The sequence below is a fragment of the Paenibacillus sp. Y859 genome, assembly GCF_056786405.1.
The window spans coordinates 319882-339998 of record NZ_JBXCIZ010000001.1 but is presented as its reverse complement, the minus strand read 5'-3'; the positions used below and the strand labels follow the sequence as shown (position 1 = coordinate 339998).

The 20117-nt window shown below is 40.9% G+C and carries 22 protein-coding genes and 1 pseudogene; all 23 read left to right on the top strand.

All coding sequences use genetic code 11. The features are described 5' to 3' along the window. The first annotated feature begins 166 nt into the window (after positions 1 to 166). The 23 genes and pseudogenes from yfmF to AC1TO8_RS01545 all read left to right on the top strand — a co-directional run bounded on the left by yfmF (position 167) and on the right by AC1TO8_RS01545 (position 20113). Positions 167 to 1438, top strand: a complete 1272-nt coding sequence (gene yfmF / locus AC1TO8_RS01655; RefSeq protein ID WP_482054480.1) for an EF-P 5-aminopentanol modification-associated protein YfmF — start codon at positions 167 to 169, stop codon at positions 1436 to 1438. A gap of 3 nt (positions 1439 to 1441) precedes the next feature. After that, entirely contained in the window at positions 1442 to 2722 is a 1281-nt protein-coding gene (yfmH, locus tag AC1TO8_RS01650; RefSeq protein WP_482053873.1) for an EF-P 5-aminopentanol modification-associated protein YfmH, read from the top strand. An 8-nt stretch (positions 2723 to 2730) separates the two neighbouring features. Next, positions 2731 to 3492 carry an elongation factor P 5-aminopentanone reductase gene (gene ymfI, locus AC1TO8_RS01645; RefSeq protein WP_482053872.1) on the top strand — a complete coding sequence of 254 codons (762 nt, stop codon included), beginning with the start codon at positions 2731 to 2733 and terminating at the stop codon, positions 3490 to 3492. Positions 3493 to 3593: 101 nt separating this feature from the next. Further along, complete coding sequence (locus tag AC1TO8_RS01640) at positions 3594 to 3851, top strand: DUF3243 domain-containing protein (protein ID WP_438350202.1); 258 nt, start codon at positions 3594 to 3596, stop codon at positions 3849 to 3851. A 212-nt stretch (positions 3852 to 4063) separates the two neighbouring features. Continuing rightward, a pseudogene (locus AC1TO8_RS01635) lies at positions 4064 to 4348 on the top strand (DUF3388 domain-containing protein); the annotation flags it as partial. Positions 4349 to 4443: 95 nt separating this feature from the next. Then, positions 4444 to 5397 carry a helix-turn-helix domain-containing protein gene (locus AC1TO8_RS01630; protein ID WP_482054479.1) on the top strand — a complete coding sequence of 318 codons (954 nt, stop codon included), beginning with the start codon at positions 4444 to 4446 and terminating at the stop codon, positions 5395 to 5397. Between the two features lie 79 nt (positions 5398 to 5476). Then, a complete protein-coding gene (locus tag AC1TO8_RS01625) occupies positions 5477 to 5638 on the top strand; it encodes a hypothetical protein (protein ID WP_482053871.1) in 162 nt (53 codons plus the stop codon). A gap of 159 nt (positions 5639 to 5797) precedes the next feature. Then, positions 5798 to 6289, top strand: coding sequence for a YajQ family cyclic di-GMP-binding protein (locus tag AC1TO8_RS01620; protein ID WP_482054478.1), 492 nt, complete (start codon positions 5798 to 5800; stop codon positions 6287 to 6289). Between the two features lie 179 nt (positions 6290 to 6468). Next, the gene (gene pgsA / locus AC1TO8_RS01615; protein WP_482053870.1) at positions 6469 to 7056 is read left to right on the top strand and encodes a CDP-diacylglycerol--glycerol-3-phosphate 3-phosphatidyltransferase; all 588 of its coding nucleotides are present in this window, start codon (positions 6469 to 6471) and stop codon (positions 7054 to 7056) included. Between the two features lie 115 nt (positions 7057 to 7171). Then, positions 7172 to 8446, top strand: coding sequence for a competence/damage-inducible protein A (locus tag AC1TO8_RS01610; RefSeq protein WP_482053869.1), 1275 nt, complete (start codon positions 7172 to 7174; stop codon positions 8444 to 8446). 216 nt (positions 8447 to 8662) lie between these two features. Beyond that, positions 8663 to 9724 carry a recombinase RecA gene (gene recA / locus AC1TO8_RS01605; protein ID WP_482053868.1) on the top strand — a complete coding sequence of 354 codons (1062 nt, stop codon included), beginning with the start codon at positions 8663 to 8665 and terminating at the stop codon, positions 9722 to 9724. Positions 9725 to 9845: 121 nt separating this feature from the next. Beyond that, positions 9846 to 10580, top strand: coding sequence for a regulatory protein RecX (locus AC1TO8_RS01600; protein WP_482053867.1), 735 nt, complete (start codon positions 9846 to 9848; stop codon positions 10578 to 10580). Between the two features lie 311 nt (positions 10581 to 10891). Next, positions 10892 to 12436, top strand: coding sequence for a ribonuclease Y (gene rny / locus AC1TO8_RS01595; protein WP_482053866.1), 1545 nt, complete (start codon positions 10892 to 10894; stop codon positions 12434 to 12436). Positions 12437 to 12506: 70 nt separating this feature from the next. Then, on the top strand, positions 12507 to 13301 hold the full coding sequence (locus AC1TO8_RS01590; RefSeq protein ID WP_482054477.1) for a TIGR00282 family metallophosphoesterase: 795 nt from the start codon (positions 12507 to 12509) through the stop codon (positions 13299 to 13301). A gap of 95 nt (positions 13302 to 13396) precedes the next feature. Further along, the gene (locus AC1TO8_RS01585) at positions 13397 to 13657 is read left to right on the top strand and encodes a stage V sporulation protein S (RefSeq protein ID WP_068655598.1); all 261 of its coding nucleotides are present in this window, start codon (positions 13397 to 13399) and stop codon (positions 13655 to 13657) included. Positions 13658 to 13780: 123 nt separating this feature from the next. After that, positions 13781 to 14734, top strand: a complete 954-nt coding sequence (locus AC1TO8_RS01580; protein WP_482053865.1) for a dipeptidase — start codon at positions 13781 to 13783, stop codon at positions 14732 to 14734. Positions 14735 to 14925: 191 nt separating this feature from the next. Continuing rightward, positions 14926 to 15498, top strand: a complete 573-nt coding sequence (gene pduL, locus AC1TO8_RS01575) for a phosphate propanoyltransferase (protein ID WP_482053864.1) — start codon at positions 14926 to 14928, stop codon at positions 15496 to 15498. Between the two features lie 235 nt (positions 15499 to 15733). Beyond that, positions 15734 to 15934, top strand: a complete 201-nt coding sequence (locus tag AC1TO8_RS01570; protein ID WP_482053863.1) for a hypothetical protein — start codon at positions 15734 to 15736, stop codon at positions 15932 to 15934. An 83-nt stretch (positions 15935 to 16017) separates the two neighbouring features. After that, positions 16018 to 17607: a tRNA (N6-isopentenyl adenosine(37)-C2)-methylthiotransferase MiaB gene (gene miaB, locus AC1TO8_RS01565; RefSeq protein ID WP_482053862.1), complete on the top strand. Its 1590-nt coding sequence runs from the start codon at positions 16018 to 16020 to the stop codon at positions 17605 to 17607. 52 nt (positions 17608 to 17659) lie between these two features. Next, on the top strand, positions 17660 to 18073 hold the full coding sequence (locus AC1TO8_RS01560; protein WP_482054476.1) for a YlbF/YmcA family competence regulator: 414 nt from the start codon (positions 17660 to 17662) through the stop codon (positions 18071 to 18073). A gap of 196 nt (positions 18074 to 18269) precedes the next feature. After that, positions 18270 to 18674, top strand: coding sequence for a PaaI family thioesterase (locus tag AC1TO8_RS01555; protein ID WP_482053861.1), 405 nt, complete (start codon positions 18270 to 18272; stop codon positions 18672 to 18674). A 78-nt stretch (positions 18675 to 18752) separates the two neighbouring features. Next, positions 18753 to 19535: an NUDIX domain-containing protein gene (locus tag AC1TO8_RS01550; RefSeq protein WP_482053860.1), complete on the top strand. Its 783-nt coding sequence runs from the start codon at positions 18753 to 18755 to the stop codon at positions 19533 to 19535. A 32-nt stretch (positions 19536 to 19567) separates the two neighbouring features. Beyond that, the gene (locus AC1TO8_RS01545) at positions 19568 to 20113 is read left to right on the top strand and encodes a cysteine hydrolase family protein (RefSeq protein WP_482054475.1); all 546 of its coding nucleotides are present in this window, start codon (positions 19568 to 19570) and stop codon (positions 20111 to 20113) included. Positions 20114 to 20117: the final 4 nt, after the last annotated feature.

Below are 20117 nucleotides of genomic sequence, written 5' to 3'. Positions count from 1 at the left end.
TGCTCAAAAGGTGACTTTTTGAACAACCACTGCGAGATGAATGGGCAATCGAAGGCTTGTCTTCGATTGCTTCTTCACTTTCATGTGGGTTAGAATGGATAATATTACAATGCTTCAACCTAAATAAACAATTCATCAATTAAAGGAGATTGGGACCTTGAATAAAATGAGATTTGAGCACGCTAGTGCAGGTCGCCTACGGATACATGTCATGCCTACCAAGCGTTTCAAAACGTTCGCGATTTCTTTGTATGTGGGTACCCCGCTTTCCGAAGAGACTGTGACTTCTACAGCATTAACTCCCTTTGTACTACGTCGAGGGACGGAATCCTATCCAGAGACTATACAGTTCCGTGAAAGGTTAGAGCAATTATATGGAGCTGGATTTGGGTTCGATGTATATAAAAGAGGAGATTATCAGATCGTGCAGTTTCGTATGGATACAATTAATGATTCTTTTGTTCAGAGCGAGGAAAGTCTGCTTGAATCCTCCTTTGCATTTCTAGGAGAGGTCGTTACACGTCCGGTATTAGAAGATGGGCATTTCAGAGATGCTTACGTGCAGGCGGAAAAAGAGAATGTTCGTAAAAAATTAGAGTCTATCGTTAATGATAAGATTCGATATGCTGCTGAGCGTTGCTTAGAAGAAATGTGTAGGAATGAGCCATATCGCTTACATCCGCTCGGACAGCGTAAGGATTTGGACGCTATAACTTCAGAATCGCTCTATAACTCATACATCAAGTGGTTGAATGAATCGAGTATAGATCTATATGTGGTCGGAGATACAACGATTGAGGAAGTACAGAAGATGGTAGAACAGCATTTTCATTTAGACTCCTCCGCACCTATATCGTATGAATCGCGCAAGCCGACTCGTGAAGTGAGCGAAGTTAGAACGATTGTTGAGAAATTGGATGTGAATCAAGGGAAACTGAATATGGGGCTTCGTACAACGATTACTTATGGGGATGATGCTTACGCCTCTGCACTCGTGTATAACGGAATTCTTGGTGGATATCCCCATTCGAAACTCTTCTTGAATGTTCGTGAGAAGGAAAGCTTAGCTTATTATGCTTCTTCTCGTTACGATGGTCATAAAGGAATTGGAACGATCCAATCGGGCATTGAGGTTCAAAATTATGAGAAAGCGGTCACGATTATTCGCAATCAGTTGGAGGAAATGCGAACAGGTCAGATCAGTGAACTAGAGATGTCGCAAACGAAAGCTATGATTCGCAATTTATTACTTGAAATGGATGACTCTGCATTTGAAATGATTTCATTTGATTTCAATTCGCAGTTATCTGGAAAAGATCGCACAGCCGAACAACTTCTTCAACAGGTGGCGAATATTACAGTGGATGATGTACATGCTGCTGCTGCAACCTTCGAGCTGGATACCATCTATTTCTTAACGGGGCAAAAGGAGGAATAGTATATGGACAGTATACAATATGAGCATTTACAAGAAACGCTATACTACGAAGTTATGGATAATGGGCTACGTGTTTATGTTCTTCCTAAACCAGGATTTAATAAGACGTATGCCTCATTTGCGACGAAATATGGATCAGTGGATAATCATTTCCGTGTAGAAGGGCAGGAAGAGGTAGCGGTCCCTGATGGAATTGCCCATTTCCTAGAACATAAAATGTTTGAGGAACAGCAAGGAGATATTTTTGCAACTTTTGCTTCGCAAGGTGCTTCTGCGAATGCATTCACAAGTTTCGATCAAACGGTATATCTATTCTCAGCGACTGAGAATATTCAAGATAATTTGGAGACGTTAATCAACTTTGTACAAAATCCATATTTCACAGATCAGAATGTGGATAAGGAAAAGGGAATTATCGGTCAAGAAATTGGGATGTATCAGGATAATGCGGATTGGCGTGTCTATTTCGGCTTAATCGAAGCCATGTTCAAAGTTCACCCCGTTCATATTGATATCGCGGGTACGGTGGAATCTATTAGTACGATTACGAAGGAGACGTTATATTCTTGTTATAACGCTTTTTATCATCCAAGCAATATGCTTCTGTTCGTGGTGGGTGGGGTTGAGCCGGAGGAAGTGTTTGAACTTGTAAGGAGTAACCAAGCGAAGAAATCATATGAACCTCAAGGTGCGATAGAACGACTATTTGAGCAAGAACCTGTGGAGGTAGCAGAGAAAAAACGCGTAAATAACTTAACTGTTTCTATGCCTAAGTGTTTATTCGGATATAAAGATAAGGATGTTGGACTTGAAGGGGAAGCTTTACTGAAGCGTGATCTGACGACTAAACTGATGCTTGATTTACTGTTTGGTTCAAGTACCCAATTATATCAGAAGCTTTACGATGAGGAGCTTATATCCGACAGCTTCGGGTATGAATATAATAGTTCCCCTCACTACGGATTTTCCATTATTGGTGGAGACACGAGGGATCCTGATCTACTGCTTAGCAGAATTCAAGAAGAAGTGGAACAACTCGTGAAAGAAGGCTTTACGGAGACTGATTTCGAGCGGTCACGTAAAAAGAAAATGGGTGGATATTTACGTATGTTGAATTCTCCCGAGAATATCGCTCACGAGTTTACCAAGTATCAATTTCGTGGGAGTGACTTTTTCTCCATTTTGCAGGTGTATGAGTCTATTACATTAAAAGATGTTAATGAACGATTAAATGAGCATATTGATTCGAGCCAAGTAGCTGTGTCGGTTGTGATTAATCCTTGAGTCATAACATGGGAGCGGAATGGAGCAAGCCGATCGGGGAAACGACGGTTCTAATTACAGGAGCTAGTAGGGGCATTGGAGCGGCGATAGCGGAGCGCTTCGCTACTGTGGGGATGAATGTTGTTATTCATTATGGAAAGTCCCATGAAGAGGCTAATGAAGTCGCGCGTCGCTGTATGAGTCATGGAGCTAACGTTCTAACGATAGCTGCGGATTTGAAGAGTCGTGAAGAAATCATTCGAATGCGTGACAAGCTTCAGAGTCATGGTATGTTGCCAGATATTTTGGTGAATAATGCGGGAATATCTCATTACGGATTGCTCTCCGATGTGACAGAGGAGATTTGGGATGATGTGATGTCAACCAACTTGAAGAGTATGTTTCTATGCACACAAGCCTTTATGCCTGATATGATATCGCAACGCTGGGGGCGTATCATTAATATATCTTCGGTATGGGGAATTTCAGGAGCATCATGTGAGGTATTGTACTCAGCAAGTAAAGGTGGAGTGAATGCCTTCACTAAAGCATTGGCGAAAGAGTTAGCACCATCGGGAATATCAGTCAATGCTGTGGCTCCTGGAGCAGTTGATACATCTATGCTGTATCATTTACAAGAGAATGACATTCGAATGCTGGAGGAAGACATACCTGCAGGGAGACTGGCTCAGCCTGATGAAATATCGTCACTTGTTTATTTCCTGGCCCTTCCAGAATCGGGATATATTAATGGTCAAGTCATCAGTCCGAATGGGGGATGGGTTACTTAAGTCAGAATTTTCCGATAAATTCTCGCATAATGAAGTTCAAATAAGCTCATATTATGACTGTTGATTTTAAATCTCATGTGTCAGGCAAAGGAGGATTTAATATGTCATCAACAGTTGTCAGAAATTTTGATAGTTGGAAAAAGTTTTTGGGAGAGCGCGTAGTACAGGCTCAAAAGATGGGGATGAGTGAAGACACCATCTCGAAATTGGCTTACGAAATTGGCGATTTTCTAGATGAGAAGGTCGATCCCCAGAATGCTTCCAACCGAACACTTAAGGAATTGTGGGATGTTGGAAATAAAGAAGAACGGCAAACTATTGCACGCTTGATGGTTAAACTTGCCAAGAAAAATGCATAGTTCTGTGAGAAAAGCTCCCATTATGGGAGCTTTTCTACAATCATTACAGAGTTGACCTTGCCTTTCGGTTTTTTTTTATATATCATTAACATGACCCATGACTGGAACCGATCTAGAAATATCAGGACTCAAGATGGGGGGTTGAGGAAGTCGTGTCGAATGTATGGGGAACGTGTTAGAAGAGGTGTTGAATTGGAGTCGAAAAGTAGTACATGGAATACAAGATACATAAGAACAGACCAGGTTTATTAGGAGATATTGCATCTTTACTTGGGATGCTGGAAGTTAATATACTGACTATTAATGGCGTTGAAGGCGAGACTCGAGGAATGTTGCTTGAAACGGATGATATAGAGAAAATTCAGCTTATGGGATCGATGCTCAAAAAGATGGATAATATAACAATTTCAGCACTAAGACCTTCAAAACTTGTTGATAAGTGTGCTGTACGTCATGGACGATATATTGACCGAGATTGTGATGATGATAAGGCTTGGGATGAAGAGATCGTTTACGATACCTTTACGAATACCTATGATGGAAGATGAATGAAATAACATTGTATAAAATGATAAAATCAGGAGGTGATGGTATGTCTGAACTGGGTCAACAATTAAGGGAAGCAAGACTGGAAAAGGGAATGAGTCTAGATGATGTACAGGAAATGACGAAGATTCGCAAACGATATTTAGAAGCCATCGAGGCGGGGGACTATAAAGTTCTTCCCGGGAATTTCTATGTACGGGCTTTTATTAAGACATATGCAGAAACCGTAGGTCTTAATCCTGATAAGCTCTTAGAAGGAGATACGGAAGTGATGTCCTCTCAGGTTGAAGGGACGATGGAGCCTATAATTCAGAAACGTTCGAGCAATCGAGTTCCTAAAGAGCGAAATGTGAAATGGTTATCAACTGTATTAATGTGGACCTTTCCGATATTAATCATTGTCGTTATTTATTTATATGTATCTTCTCTAGAAGAGAAACCGAGTGATAAGCAAGTGGATTCCGGGCAAAAAATAACTGACAACATTAAGGATCCATCGTTACCCGATAATACTGTGGTAGATCCAGCGGGAAATGAAGGGGAACAAACACCGGATAATAATACTGGAGAGGTTAACGGGGAAAAGGATACAACGGTAGAACCCCCAGTAGAGGAAATTCCTCCGGTTGAGTCACAAATAGTAACGGTTACGGAGGATGGTAAGCAAGGGAAGAATACCATTTTTAAAGTGTCAGGGCCTAAGGGTGCGAAGATTCCAGTTGAGATTAAGGCAAGTGGTGTGAGTTGGCTTGAAGTCTACAGAGGGAAAGATTCTACCGGAGAGAAACTGTCGTTTGGTAATACAAAAGATGGTGATGTACTTAGTTTAGAATTGGATGACCAAAATATGCTAATCAAATCGGGTTATTCTCCTGCAACGATTATTACAGTAGCGGGTCAGCCTATTACGGATGGGAAAACAACAACAAGAATTATTCTTGAGATAGATACGACAGATACGACGGATACCACCAATACGGATACAACAACAGGCGAATAAGTAACATCTTTGACGGAAATAATAAGACTGGCTATCAAAGCGGTAGTCTAAAAATCTCCGTTGAAGAGAGGTGTTTGCTGTGACAGTAAGCTGGATTGTGACCGGATTAGGTATTATTGTGAGTTTACTCGGTTATTATTTAACTCCAAATGCATGGGGTTATGGTATTTTGGGTTTCGGAATTGCCCATATTGTACTGGGGGTTCTAGATATGTTCCGACAACCTTCCAGTAGTAGATAGTTTGTGTATCTCAACAAAGAGTATTCCTGTCATGTGTGTTCTCGCTGAAACGGGTACCGTCTTTGAAAAAAGACGGTACAGCCGTTTCTACTTGTGAAAATAGATTTCAATGATAGAATCATATATTATGATAGAACGTTTTAGAAAGGACGTGGAATGATGAGTTCAGAAAATTCTTTTGACATTGTATCCAAATTTGATTTGCAAGAAATGAATAATGCCATCACCCAAGCAGAGAAGGAGATCGCATCGAGGTTCGATTTCAAAGGGAGTAAGAGTAGTCTTAAATTAGATAAAGATGCTCTTGTGATTGCATCGGACGATGAATATAAATTGAATGCGGTTATCGATATTTTACAATCAAAGATGGTTAAACGAGGTTTGACGCTAAAGAATGTGGATTACGGTAAAATTGAACCTGCTTCTTTGGGGACTGTTCGGCAGAAGCTTACTTTAAAACAAGGTATCGATCAGGATAACGCCAAAAAGATCAATGTTCTGATTCGCGATTCGAAATTAAAAGTGAAAAGTCTGATCCAAGGAGATCAAATTCGTGTAACGGGTAAGAGCAAAAATGATTTGCAAGCGATCATGCAACTATTACTCAAAGCAGATCTTTCCCTAGACCTTCAGTTTACGAACGTTAAGTAAGAAGAATACTGCTTTTTGACACTGAATAATCCATATATTATACTGGAAAAGATTCATTAAGTAAGAATGGGTTATATCACTGGGGGAGCATGGATAATGACAGGGAGAGTCCAGAGTATACTATTGAACTCTGATTTATTATTGATGGATTATAATATGGTTTACAGGGAGGTCATCCTGTGAATTTACCGAATCGTATTACGGTAGCTAGAATTTGTCTAATTCCCGTTATGATGGTATTTTTATTAGTTGATTTTAGTTTTTATCCAGATCCAATCGTGTGGCGTTCTTACGAGTTGCCCTTTAACCAACTGGTTGCTGTTGTCATCTTTATTATTGCTGCCAGCACCGATGGGATTGACGGCTATCTCGCACGTAAGAGAAATTTGGTAACAGATCTAGGGAAGTTGCTTGATCCATTAGCAGATAAATTGCTTGTAGCAGCTATTCTGATTTCTTTAGTACAAATGGGGAAATGTGAGAGCTGGATTGTCATTATTATTATTAGTAGGGAATTTGCAGTGACAGGACTTCGTCAAATTGCTCTGCTCCAGGGTAAGGTTGTTGCAGCTAGTAGTTGGGGGAAGATTAAAACAGTTGTTCAGATCGTAGCGATTATAGCTATGCTAATTAACAATTTTCCTTTTGTTTTTATATCCCTTCCTTTTGACGTCATAGCGACTTGGGCTGCTGGCCTGATCACACTATACTCAGGGATTGATTATTTCGTTAAGAATAAAAAGATACTTAATTTGTCTAACAGCTAACAGCGTATATAATAAGTACTTTATTAGGGCAGTAGGATATTATCCTATTGTCTTTTCTTTCAAATTTTAGTAAAGGGTTCAGGCTGATTCGACACGAAGTGGAGGTTTTTCTGAAATGAAGGCAGAGATTATCGCAGTAGGAACAGAATTGTTGTTGGGACAGATTGTAAATACAAATGCCCAGTACCTGTCGCAAGAACTAGCTACATTAGGAATTGATGTGTATTTTCAAACCGTCGTTGGTGATAATTTAGCGAGGTTACAAGAATCGATTGCATTGGCGAGTCAGCGGGCGGACATTATTGTATTAACAGGTGGTATTGGTCCTACACAAGATGACCTAACTAAGGATGCACTGGCAGCATTACTAGGACGAGAATTACATATAGACCGGCTTGCTATGGATCATGTTGAGAATTTCTTCAATAGTCGCGGTGCGCATATGACCGAGAATAATCGGCGGCAGGCGACGGTAGTTGAAGGAAGTACACCCCTTGCTAACCCTACAGGACTTGCTGTTGGTAATGCCTTATCGCATGAGGGTAAGTACTATATTATTCTTCCTGGACCACCTAAGGAAATGGCCCCAATGTTCCATGAAGAGGCTAAGCCATGGTTATTGCGGCATGCTCTTACGAATGAAATGCCTATTTATTCTACTATGTTAAAGTTCGCTGGTATTGGTGAATCTGCGTTAGAGGAACGACTATTGGATTTAATTCAGAATCAAAGTGACCCGACGATTGCTCCTTATGCTAAAGAGGGAGAGGTTACGGTGCGGATTTCAACGAAGGCTCAAAGTGAGAAGGAAGCCAAGATCAAGTTGGACGCAACAGAAGAACAAATTCGCTCGTTACTTCCTAATCATTTATATGCGACTGAAGATATACCTATTGAGAAAGCAATTGTTGATCTAATGGCGGATCATAGGATGACACTAAGTGTAGCGGAGAGTTGTACTGGTGGACTTTTGATGGAGAGAATTACATCGGTACCTGGCAGTGCGACGATGTTCTTAGGTGGTATTGTATGCTATTCCAATCAGTTGAAAGAAAAATTACTGAACGTTCCTCATGATTTGTTGGATGGAGATGAGGCGCCTGGTGCTGTAAGTGCAGAGGTAGCACAAGTGCTTGCAGAACAAGTTAGAATGATTGCGGATACTAATTTTGGTTTATCGATTACTGGGGTAGCAGGTCCAGGGTACTCTGAGCGCAAACCGGTAGGTCTCGTATACATTGCACTTGCTGAACGTGGGAAGAAGACAGAGGTGCATGAGCTACGTTTAAGTGGAAATCGGGAGTCTATTCGGATTCGTACGGTCAAAAATCTATTGTATCGATTGTGGTTGAAAATTATGCAAAGCGATAAAATTCAGCAAGACAGTTGAATGATTGATATGGGTAGTAGTATACTAATCTCATAACGGAAGAACCGTAGCGAAATACGTATTTTGCTACGGTTCTTTTTCTATTGTATCGGACCCGTATCAAAAAGGAAGGAGTGTTGACCTGATTAAAAAACGAATGTATGTTCGAAAAAATGCTTGGCAAACGTTCTAAAACAAGGTATCATAATATTATAAATATTGAAGGATGTGAGTCAATTGTCAGATCGTCGTGCGGCGCTGGATGTAGCGCTTCGTCAAATAGAGAAACAATTCGGTAAAGGTTCCATTATGAAATTAGGTGAATCAACACACATGCAAGTGGGGGTTACTTCCAGCGGATCTTTAGCTTTGGATATTGCTCTTGGTGTGGGTGGATTTCCAAAAGGCCGTATTATTGAAGTGTATGGTCCAGAATCTTCTGGTAAGACGACTGTAGCTCTACATGCGATCGCTGAGGCTCAGAAGGTTGGTGGAACAGCGGCTTTCATTGATGCGGAACATGCGTTAGATCCTAAATATGCTGCTAATCTAGGTGTTAATATTGATGAACTGCTTCTATCGCAACCAGATACGGGAGAGCAAGCATTAGAAATTGTAGAAGCATTGGTGCGTAGTGGTGCAGTGGACATCATTGTCATTGACTCTGTTGCGGCCTTAGTACCAAAGGCAGAAATTGAAGGAGACATGGGCGATTCCCATATGGGTTTACAAGCCCGTCTGATGTCTCAGGCTTTGCGGAAGTTATCAGGGGTAATTAGTAAATCTAATACGACTGCGATCTTTATCAATCAGTTGCGCGAGAAGATCGGGGTTATGTTTGGTAATCCTGAGACGACTCCGGGTGGACGGGCCTTGAAGTTCTATTCCTCGATCCGTTTGGATGTACGTCGAGTAGAGAGTATTAAGAACGGAAACGACATTGTTGGTAATCGCACTAAGATTAAAGTCGTTAAGAACAAGGTAGCGCCACCATTTAAGCAGGCTGACGTTGATATGATGTATGGTTTAGGTATTTCCAAGGAAGGCGGCATTGTTGATATCGGTGTGGATATGGATATCATAAACAAGAGCGGTGCTTGGTTCTCCTATGAAGGTGAACGCTTAGGCCAAGGTCGAGAGAATGCGAAGCAATTCCTAAAGGATCATTCTGAGATATCAGACACTATTGAGAAGAGAATTCGGGAAGCTAGCAATTTAACGAATGTAGTGACTCCTCCAGATGCGAAAGAGAAAGAGGAAGATGAGTTGGAAGAGAAAGAACTGTTGGAAATGGAATAGGCTTGGTATTGTAGTGATCTAAGTTATTATGACATGAAGGGCGCCCGTAATATAATTACATGGGGTGCCTTTTGGTTTGTTTGGGGATGAATTTCTTAAGGAAGGGTGAGTAAGTGAACTCATGGATGACTTGAATAATGACGTTTATTGTGAAGAAGATGTAAGTAGTGCGATTTCCCATTTTCCTGCGGATCAAGAATTGCTCATTACGGGAGTGGAGCGTGAACCGAAGCAGAGATATAGGTACTTAATATCTTTCGGATCTTATGTTCTCTCGGTTCATGAAGATGTTATGATCAAGTATAGAATGGTGAAAGGGAATACTTTCTGGAAACATGAATTAGAAGAAATTGTACTGTCTAATGAGAAGCAAATAGCTTATGTTCATGCATTGAAATATTTAGAGAGAAAGTCACGTACTCGTAACGAAATACAGAAGAGACTTCAAGAGAAGGAAACCTCGCTTGAGGTCATTGGGGACGTGCTAGAGCGATTAAGTCGCGAAGGCTTAGTAAATGATGCTCTGTATGCTCAACAGTGGGCAGAGCAGCGGATTACGAGCCAGCGGAAGGGTAAAGCGTGGGTGAGACATGAGTTAAGGCAAAAGGGTATAGATAAAACACTTATTACGGAAGCGCTTGAAGGGATAAGTCCTGAACAAGAATATGAGAGTGCACTTGTTCTTGGTAGAAAGAAGTGGAGTCAGACCAAAGGTGAGACGTTAGATAAGAAACGCAAGGTAGGATCTTATCTGATGCGGCGCGGTTTCTCGGGTGAGCAAGTTAGACGTGTGCTGAATGTAGTGATACAAGAAGAGGATTTACAAGATGTGGATGATGATTATGTATTCGAATAAATAAGAATATATGGGATTACGACGCATTCCCTTGACAATATCTTTTCACAAATACTAAAATGAAAAAGAGTCTATATTCGCATAGGGAATCTTTTTCCTTCCAAAAGAGGTTCTTTCTATGAAAAATATTGATTTTGCTAGTTCCTATGAATGAATTTAACGCCAGTGGTTGGCGGACATTGTACATGGTTAGTACGTACAGTATGTTAGAAGTAATAGCAGGTTCGTAGTATGATGGCATGAGTTAATGAATAACAACTGTAGAAAATTCCAAGGATTCCTTGGAGGAACAAACGAGGAGGGTGAACAGAATGATAGAAACCTGGATTTGGGTCTTGATCGTTCTCTTCGTAGCCGTAATCTTTGGGTTCGTAGGTTTTTTTATTCGAAAGTCTATTGCAGAAGCTAAGATTTCCAGTGCTGAAGAAGCTGCCGTTCAAATCGTGGAGAGCGCGAAGAAGGAAGCAGAAGCAGTGAAGAAAGAAACGGTACTAGAAGCTAAGGATGAAGTCCATAGAATTCGGTCCGAAGCTGAAAAGGAAACTCGTGAACGCCGTAATGAAATTCAACGGCAAGAACGTAGATTGTTGCAAAAAGAAGAATCATTGGATAAAAAAATGGATGCATCAGAACGTAAAGAAGAGCAAGTGGCCAACAAAGAGAAACGAATTGAAGAAACTCAACAACAAATTGATATGATTTACATGAGTCAAGTAACAGAATTAGAACGAATCTCAAATTTAACTACTGAGGAAGCGAAGGGAATTATTCTAACCAATGTAGAGCATGAGGTACGTCACGAAACAGCGCAAATGATTAAAGATATTGAGAGCCAAGCCAAGGAAGAAGCAGATAAGAAATCGCGTGAGATTATTACTCTAGCTATCCAGCGCTGTGCTGCTGATCATGTAGCGGAAACAACAGTTTCTGTTGTAACACTACCAAATGAGGAAATGAAGGGACGAATTATTGGACGAGAAGGTCGTAATATTCGTGCTCTTGAAACACTTACTGGTATTGATCTTATTATCGATGATACGCCAGAAGCTGTTATTCTTTCAGGATTTGATCCAATCCGTCGTGAAATTGCCCGTACAGCGCTAGAAAAATTGGTTGCTGATGGACGAATTCATCCTGCACGTATTGAGGAAATGGTGGAGAAATCTCGTAAAGAAGTAGATGAACGGATTCGTGAGTATGGTGAACAAGCGACCTTTGAGGTAGGTGTTCATGGATTACATCCTGACCTTATTAAGATTATGGGTCGGTTGAAATTCCGTACAAGCTATGGTCAGAACGTTCTGAAGCACTCGATGGAGGTAGCTTATCTAGCAGGATTAATGGCAGGAGAGCTTGGGGTAGACATCGTATTGGCGAAACGTGCCGGATTATTACATGATATCGGTAAAGCGCTGGATCATGAAGTGGAAGGATCACATGTCGAAATTGGCGTGGAACTAGCGAAGAAATACAAGGAACATCCAGTGGTTATCAACAGTATTGCTTCTCACCATGGAGATGTCGAAGCAACTTCGGTCATCGCTATGTTGGTTGGTGCAGCAGATGCTTTGTCAGCTGCCAGACCGGGAGCGCGTAGAGAGACATTGGAGACTTACATTAAGCGTCTTGAGAAGTTGGAAGAAATCGCTGAGTCATTTGAAGGTGTTGAGAAATCATTTGCGATCCAAGCGGGTCGCGAAGTGCGCGTGATGGTTCACCCTGAGAAAATTGATGATGCGGAATCATTCCGACTAGCACGTGATATTACGAAGATGATTGAGAATGAACTGGATTATCCAGGACATATTAAGGTAACGGTCATTCGAGAAACTCGTGCGGTTGAATACGCCAAATAATAGTAAATATGAAAAGTGGCCACATTGGGGCCACTTTTCATATTGTTTGTATTGAAGGAGGAGAAATGATATTAACGTTTTATTTATTGGAGATATTGTAGGTGAAGTTGGTAGAAAGGCACTTAAAGCTATGTTGCCCGTATTGAAAGCGAAATACAACCCACATATTATTATTGCGAATGGTGAGAATTCTGCTGCTGGTCGTGGAATTACAGAAGCCATTGCGAATGAATTCTATAATTGGGGTGTTCATGGGATTACTATGGGAAATCATACGTGGGACAATAAAGATATATTTGAATTTATTGACGATGAACCAAGAATGATACGTCCAGCCAATTTTCCGCCGGGGACACCAGGGCGTGGATATACGGTTATTAAAGCAAACGGAAAAGAACTGGCGATCGTTAATTTACAAGGTCGTACGTTTCTTCCGGCTATTGATTGCCCTTTTCGTAAAAGCGATGAAATTGTCGAAGAGCTACGCAAACAACATAAATGTATCTTAGTCGATTTTCACGCAGAAGCAACTTCTGAGAAAATAGCGATGGGATGGAATCTAGATGGTCGTGTGTCGCTTGTAGTGGGTACACATACGCATGTTCAGAGTAATGATGATACTATTCTTCCAGGTGGAACGGCTTATCTTACGGATGCAGGTATGGTTGGGCCGAGAGAAGGGATTCTCGGAATGGAGCGAGGAGCCGTACTTCGTAAATTTGAAACACAGCTTCCAGTACGTTTCGTAGTAGATACAGGGAAGTGGCATTTCCATGGCGTCTTTGTCCAAATAGATGAGTCTACAGGAAATGCTCTGAAAATTGAGAAGATTCGTTTGCAAGAAGACGAATGGATAATGAGTTAATACGTTTATTAAAAATAAGTCATGATTTCTACTTTCCTGAATAATAATTAGTATGTGGATATGAGCCATCATCATTCCCAGGGGAGGATCAACTTATGGATGTATTAAAAGTTTCAGCTAAGTCCAATCCTAACTCGGTTGCGGGAGCTCTTGCTGGTGTTCTTCGTGAACGCGGAGTTGCAGAACTACAGGCGATTGGAGCCGGTGCTTTGAACCAAGCTGTAAAAGCAGTAGCAATTGCCCGGGGATTTGTTGCACCTAGTGGAGTTGATTTAATCTGTATTCCGGCCTTTACAGATATTGTGATTGATGGAGAAGACCGCACGGCGATGAAATTAATTGTTGAGCCAAGATGAGTTTCTTTTTTTATATGCCTTAATTCTGTTTACCTGCATAGAAGGTTGAACTTACCCAAGTGGTGAAGTTTATCTTTAGCTAAGGTAAACAGTTTTTTTGTTAGGAAGGGGGTTGTTACATAGATGAGATCGGTGATAGATTTCCATTGTGATGTACTTAGCAAAATGACAGATGATATTTCGATCACTTTTATGAATGATAGTCAATTGGATGTGACCTATGAACGATTACAATCTGGGGGAGTTACTCTTCAATGTTTCGCTATTTACTTACTGGAAAAGTGGGGACAGCCTCGATTTGAATATATATTGAAAGGCATAGATGTATTTCGAAATAAAGTTCTTACAACGGGTACTGGGATGCAGTGGCTCCGTTTTAAAGAAGATATGAACCAATTGGCGAATTCCAAGACATGGGGAATGCTATCTATTGAGGGAGCAGATGGACTTGAGGGGAATATGTTCAATGTTAGAACTGCATATGAGTTAGGGGTTAGATTCCTTGGACTGACATGGAATTATGCGAATTGGGCAGCAGATGGCGTTCTTGAAGAAAGGAATGGAGGGTTTACGAAGAAAGGAAGACAACTTATTGAATTATGCAATGAGATTGGATTGCTACTGGATGTGTCCCATTTGTCACAGGCAGGGTTTTGGGAGTTGACCGAATTAACGGAGAGACCTTTCATTGCATCGCATTCTAATGCATATGCTATATGTCCAAATGTACGAAATTTGCATGACGAACAGATCCGAGCGATGGTTTCTATAGATGGGAGAATTGGATTAACGTTTGTACCTTGGTTCGTTAAGAGTGGAAATGGTGAAGTAACTCTTAGAGACATCATTCCGCACATCGAGCATATGTGTGAGCTTGGAGCAGAGAAGCATCTGATGTTCGGATCTGATTTCGATGGGATTGATACGTGGATCACAGATTTAGAACATCCAGGCAAGTATCCAAGTCTGATTGAGTTACTGTTGAAGTATTATACGGAGGAACAAGTTGATTCGTGGTTATCAGGGAATGCTATAAGTTACTTGGAGAATAATCTATCTAGTAAATCGGCTGAATAGCAGAGCGAAAGAGGTCAGGCATACCCAATAAGCTTGAACATTATGACAAACTTGTTTCAAAAACCGAAATGATGTCGAATGTAGGTCACAATTTAGAGTGATTCCTTTTTATTTTGAACACAAAAGCTGTATAATGGATGTTGATGTTGGTAGAAAGAGATGTTAGAGAAAAAATAAGGAGTGGATTTTGTATGAGTAAGTCAGTACCAGTAGGTGTTTCTGCAAGACATATTCACCTCACACAAGAACATGTTGAAGTATTATTTGGACAAGGATACCAATTAACCGAGTTCAAGCCGTTGTCGCAACCAGGGCAATTTGCAGCAAATGAAACGGTAGCTGTCATTGGATCTAAAGGTCAATTTGATAAAGTGAGAATTTTGGGGCCAGCACGTCCAGCCTCACAATTGGAAATTTCTCGTACAGACTCTTTCGCTATTGGTGTAAAAGCACCTGTTCGTGAGTCTGGCAATATTGAAGGCACACCAGGAGTAACACTTAAAGGTCCTGCTGGAGAAGTAACACTTGAAGAAGGCGTAATTGTTGCTGCACGTCATATCCATTTTCACACTTCTGATGCACAGGCTTGGGGAATTCAAGATAAGCAATTGCTAAAGGTACGTTTAGGTGGAGAACGTGGATTGGTTCTTGAGAATGTCGTAGCTCGTGTTTCTGATTCTTTCGCTTTGGACATGCATATTGATACAGATGAAGCTAACGCTGCAGGTGCCAATAACGGAGATACAGCAGAAATTATTGACTAGTTGCTATTGATATAGTTGGAATTGAATAATCAACGAATTTCTAAATAATGAGTTTGATCGAAGCGGGAGAGTTGTTCTCCTGCTTTTTTTTGTTGTTTACGATAAGGGATCTATCTATGGTGGGGGACATAAGTCTATGGGATAGTTGTAGAAAAGTCACTTAATTTAAGGAGAATCGTGGAGTGGAGTGATTTAGTTGTATAAAGGTCAGTTAAAATAGGAGGAAAGCTGAAATATGAAGGTTTCCAGCGAATTAGATACCCTCTGTGCAACTAAATTTAGTATTTGGAGAATGCGCCCGAATTTAGATGTGCTTTATGCAACTGCGGTGATCAGGGAGGCAGAAGATCGTGATGTTGGTCTTGGTTTGGTGATTGAAGAGGAAGGTTTTCTTGCACATTGTGATGATGGATTAGGTCGGGGTATTGTGGTATAATTTCTTATTGATATGTTCAAAAAAATATAAATAAATATGTGTGAATTGTGAATATTAAAGATAAATAAGAGGACGTGAAATAATTGACTAAGGATAACCAAAACTCACCGGACTTAAAATCCGGCAAGGGTTCGAAGGATTACTCCAAGTACTTTGATTTCTCTGATGCTAAAGTGCTATCAGAAGATGAGTTTGGGAAGAGAATTCGAATTAGAGGTCGAGAAATTAATATAATGTCAGAGCCCAATCATAGACAAGAGAAACAACGTGGTAAAGAAGATGTTCAGGTGTTGTACGGGAATGCTGTTCCAGACGAGCTGAGAGGCATCGGTAAGGATAAGCACTATATTATCTATACATTTGGCTGCCAAATGAATGAACACGATACAGAGACCATGAAAGGGCTCTTAGAAGAGATGGGTTATCGCAGTACGGAGGATCGGAAGGTCGCAGATATTATTTTACTTAATACATGTGCTATTCGGGAGAACGCTGAGGATAAAGTATTTGGTGAACTCGGTCATCTTATGCATCTGAAGACAGAGAAGCCAGATCTCTTACTTGGTGTCTGTGGTTGTATGGCTCAAGAAGAGAATGTGGTCAATCGTATTTTGCAAAAGCATGGTTTCGTCGATTTGATCTTCGGAACACATAATATTCATAGATTGCCGCATTTGATTAAGGAAGCGCTATTCAGTAAAGAGTTAGTTGTTGATGTATGGTCTAAGGAAGGCGACATTATTGAGAACCTACCGAAGAAGCGGGAAGGTATGAAAGCATGGGTAAACATTATGTATGGTTGTGATAAGTTCTGTACCTATTGCATCGTTCCATTCACCCGTGGTAAAGAGCGTAGTCGCCGACCAGAAGATGTTATCGCAGAGGTAAGAGATCTTGCACGCCAAGGATTCAAAGAAGTGACATTGCTTGGACAGAATGTGAATGCTTACGGTAAAGATTTCACGGATATTACGTATAGCTTCGCTAATCTAATGGATGATATGCGTTTGATTGATATTCCACGTGTTCGGTTCACAACTTCTCACCCAAGAGACTTCGATGATGAGTTGGTGCATGTGCTTGCCAAAGGCGGTAATCTGGTAGAGCATATTCATCTACCTGTTCAATCTGGAAGCTCGGAAATTCTGAAGAAAATGAGTCGTAAATATTCCCGTGATCGCTATATGGAGTTAGCACAAAAAATAAAAAAGGCGATTCCCAATGTAGGATTAACGACGGATATTATTGTTGGTTTCCCAGGAGAAACGGATGAGCAATTTGAAGAAACGATGACGTTGGTCAATGAGATTGGATTCGACTCAGCCTTCACCTTTATTTATTCTCCCCGAGAAGGGACACCTGCAGCTATAATGGAGGATAATATTCCAATGGAAGTGAAGAAGGAACGTTTACAACGTCTTAATCAGGCCATTGTGGATAACAGTCGTAAGAGCACTGAGAAGATGCAAGGAAAGATCGTGGAAGTGCTCGTTGAAGGTGAAAGTAAGAATAATGAGGCGGTTCTAGCAGGTAGAACACGTAGTAATAGGCTAGTTCACTTTGAAGGTGGCAAAGACTTGATTGGAACGCTAGTGAATGTGGAAATAAGTGAAGTGAAAACATGGTATATTAAAGGCGAGATTGTAACAGAGTCTGTAGCTGTGAATTTATAGATAAGGGGTGGTCTATGTGTCACAAGAACAAGGCAAGCTTAATGAGCATGGAATGTTGACCTATGATACGCGAGACTTGGTTATCCAAGAAGAGGTTATGATTAAAGCGAAAGAATTAGCAAACTTGTTATCTAGTAGTGAAGAAGTGAAGCATTTCCAACAAGCAGAAATGAAAATTAATAACCATGAACGTGTACAAGAATTGATCACTATCATCAAGAAGAAGCAAAAAGAAATTGTTGCTTTTGAATCTTTTAGAAATAAAGAGATGGTGGCCAAGATTGAAGCGGAAATTGAAGTTCTCCAAGATGAGATCGATGGTATACCCGTTGTAGTGGAATTTCAGCAAAGTCAAAGTGATATAAATTATTTACTGCAGTTGGTCATTTCTGTCATTCATGATACGGTATCCGAAAAAGTGAATGTTGAAGTGGGGACAGATGCTCCTCCAACGAATTGTGGTTAAGTATGGACAAGGCTGCGGATAGCTATCCGCGCCTTTTTGCTGAAAGATAAGAACATATAAGTCGTGCGGAGCGTGTGCCTTAAAGTGGCATGAAGTGTCGCTAGCATCGGAAGCATAAGCTTTTTGAAAAAGGGCGGCATAGCCGTTTCTACTTGGTGGATAAAATAGATAGATAGACATATTTAGGAGGATTAGCATGGAGGGACTAGACAGCATGATTGCCAAGGGGAAAGATACCTTCTGGGGATTTCTTGGTTGTGAATTCATTTCTGGAGATAGTAAGGAAGTGAAGATTGCATTGGATATTAAGGAGCATCATATGAATTCGCTCGGTATAGTCCATGGGGGAGTGCTTAGCTCCTTGATGGATCAGGCCATGGGTATGGTTGCAACAGCTGCCAAAAATGTAGATGCTTGTGTGACGACGAATATGAATATACATTTTGTTGCCCCGATGAAGCAAGGACTCCTCACTGTAACTGCCATAGTTATTCATGAAGCGGGACGTAGCTTAACGACTGAAGCACGTGTTCATGATAGTGAAGGAACATTAGGATGTGTATCGACAGCTAGCTTCAGAGTCGTAGGCATCAAGAAATAAAGTGAAAACAAGTCATAACACTTGACAAACACTATTAATGGATCATAATGATAATATCAAATAGAATATTATGTGGTGATGACGATGAATGAAGATAATAGTAAACAAGAAACGTACAATGCTAAGAAATATCGCACTCCAGATGGAGTTCCAGCGGATATTGTCATGTTTACACTAACGAAGCGGGAACGTAAGACGGTTACGAAGACCTTACCGATTCGTGAACTGAAGGTGATGTTAATTCGTCGTAAGTCTTGGCCCTTTGCGGGTAAATGGGCGTTACCTGGTGGGTTCTGTAGAGAAAGTGAATCCATCTATGATGCGGCAAAGCGAGAGTTGAAGGAAGAGACGGGCGTGGACGGCGGACATCTAGAGTATTTGGGTGTTTACAGTAAGCCAGGTAGAGATCCGCGTGGTTGGATTATTAGCAATGCCTTCTTTGCACTCGTAGAAGAATGGATGCTGGAGCAGAAACAAGCGGCGGATGATGCGGAAGAAGTGGGGATGTTCGGAATTCAAGAAGCGCTCGAAGAGTTGGAGTTAGCATTCGATCATCGTGAGATTATTCGAGACGCCTATATAAGAATTCAGCAGAAGATGTTGCAGACGACGATTGCTAAGCAGTTCTTGCCGAAGCATTTCACCCTGAGTGAACTGTATCAAGTGATTCAGACGGTTGTGCCAGAGTTCAAAGAGCCTAATTTTATTCGGAAAATCACTTCAACACGCAGTAGGCAGGGTCTACTGGAAGAAGTGAAAGATGAAGCGGGCAAGAAACTTAGCTCTAATCAATATTCACAGCGTTCCGCACAATTGTACATGTTTATGGATGATGTTCCTTTATTATCAATTTATACGTAATACCAATATGTAATGATTGGGGAGTGAGAATGATGAAAGCATTACTCGTCATTGATTATACCTATGATTTCGTAGAAGGTAATCTTCCAGTGGGGCAGCCTGCTATTGATCTTCAAGACACTATTGTTGCGCTCACACAAAAGTATGTAGATCAAGATGACTTCGTCGTAATGGCTGTTGATCTTCATGAGAAGAATGATTCTTATCATCCGGAGACGGCTTTATTCCCAGCACATAATATTCGTGGTACGCACGGACGAGAATTGTACGGTAATTTGGCGGATGTCTATAACAGAAACGAACAATCTATCTATTGGATGGATAAGAGTAGATATAGCGCTTTTTGTGGGACGAATCTTGATATATTACTTAAAGAACGAGGAATTACAGAAGTTCATTTGGTAGGTGTGTGTACGGACATTTGTATTCTTCATACCGCTGTAGATGCATACAACAAGGGATATGGAATTACCGTGTTTGAGGATGCTGTAGCTAGCTTTAATCCGCACGGACATGAATGGGCACTAGAGCATTTTAAAGGTAGTCTGGGAGCTCAAGTAATTAGAAGTTCGAATTAGTAGT

What these genes read in the sequence shown, in the direction of transcription:
- AC1TO8_RS01570 (WP_482053863.1), top strand. Translation starts at nt 15,734, where the DNA reads ATGAAGGTTTCCAGCGAATTAGATACCCTCTGTGCAACTAAATTTAGT.
- AC1TO8_RS01555 (WP_482053861.1), top strand. Translation starts at nt 18,270, where the DNA reads ATGGAGGGACTAGACAGCATGATTGCCAAGGGGAAAGATACCTTCTGG.
- AC1TO8_RS01640 (WP_438350202.1), top strand. Translation starts at nt 3,594, where the DNA reads ATGTCATCAACAGTTGTCAGAAATTTTGATAGTTGGAAAAAGTTTTTG.
- yfmF (WP_482054480.1), top strand. Translation starts at nt 167, where the DNA reads ATGAGATTTGAGCACGCTAGTGCAGGTCGCCTACGGATACATGTCATG.
- AC1TO8_RS01550 (WP_482053860.1), top strand. Translation starts at nt 18,753, where the DNA reads ATGACGATGAATGAAGATAATAGTAAACAAGAAACGTACAATGCTAAG.
- AC1TO8_RS01630 (WP_482054479.1), top strand. Translation starts at nt 4,444, where the DNA reads ATGTCTGAACTGGGTCAACAATTAAGGGAAGCAAGACTGGAAAAGGGA.
- yfmH (WP_482053873.1), top strand. Translation starts at nt 1,442, where the DNA reads ATGGACAGTATACAATATGAGCATTTACAAGAAACGCTATACTACGAA.
- ymfI (WP_482053872.1), top strand. Translation starts at nt 2,731, where the DNA reads ATGGGAGCGGAATGGAGCAAGCCGATCGGGGAAACGACGGTTCTAATT.
- AC1TO8_RS01545 (WP_482054475.1), top strand. Translation starts at nt 19,568, where the DNA reads ATGAAAGCATTACTCGTCATTGATTATACCTATGATTTCGTAGAAGGT.
- AC1TO8_RS01620 (WP_482054478.1), top strand. Translation starts at nt 5,798, where the DNA reads ATGAGTTCAGAAAATTCTTTTGACATTGTATCCAAATTTGATTTGCAA.
- AC1TO8_RS01600 (WP_482053867.1), top strand. Translation starts at nt 9,846, where the DNA reads ATGGATGACTTGAATAATGACGTTTATTGTGAAGAAGATGTAAGTAGT.
- AC1TO8_RS01580 (WP_482053865.1), top strand. Translation starts at nt 13,781, where the DNA reads ATGAGATCGGTGATAGATTTCCATTGTGATGTACTTAGCAAAATGACA.
- AC1TO8_RS01610 (WP_482053869.1), top strand. Translation starts at nt 7,172, where the DNA reads ATGAAGGCAGAGATTATCGCAGTAGGAACAGAATTGTTGTTGGGACAG.
- AC1TO8_RS01585 (WP_068655598.1), top strand. Translation starts at nt 13,397, where the DNA reads ATGGATGTATTAAAAGTTTCAGCTAAGTCCAATCCTAACTCGGTTGCG.
- AC1TO8_RS01560 (WP_482054476.1), top strand. Translation starts at nt 17,660, where the DNA reads ATGTTGACCTATGATACGCGAGACTTGGTTATCCAAGAAGAGGTTATG.
- rny (WP_482053866.1), top strand. Translation starts at nt 10,892, where the DNA reads ATGATAGAAACCTGGATTTGGGTCTTGATCGTTCTCTTCGTAGCCGTA.
- pduL (WP_482053864.1), top strand. Translation starts at nt 14,926, where the DNA reads ATGAGTAAGTCAGTACCAGTAGGTGTTTCTGCAAGACATATTCACCTC.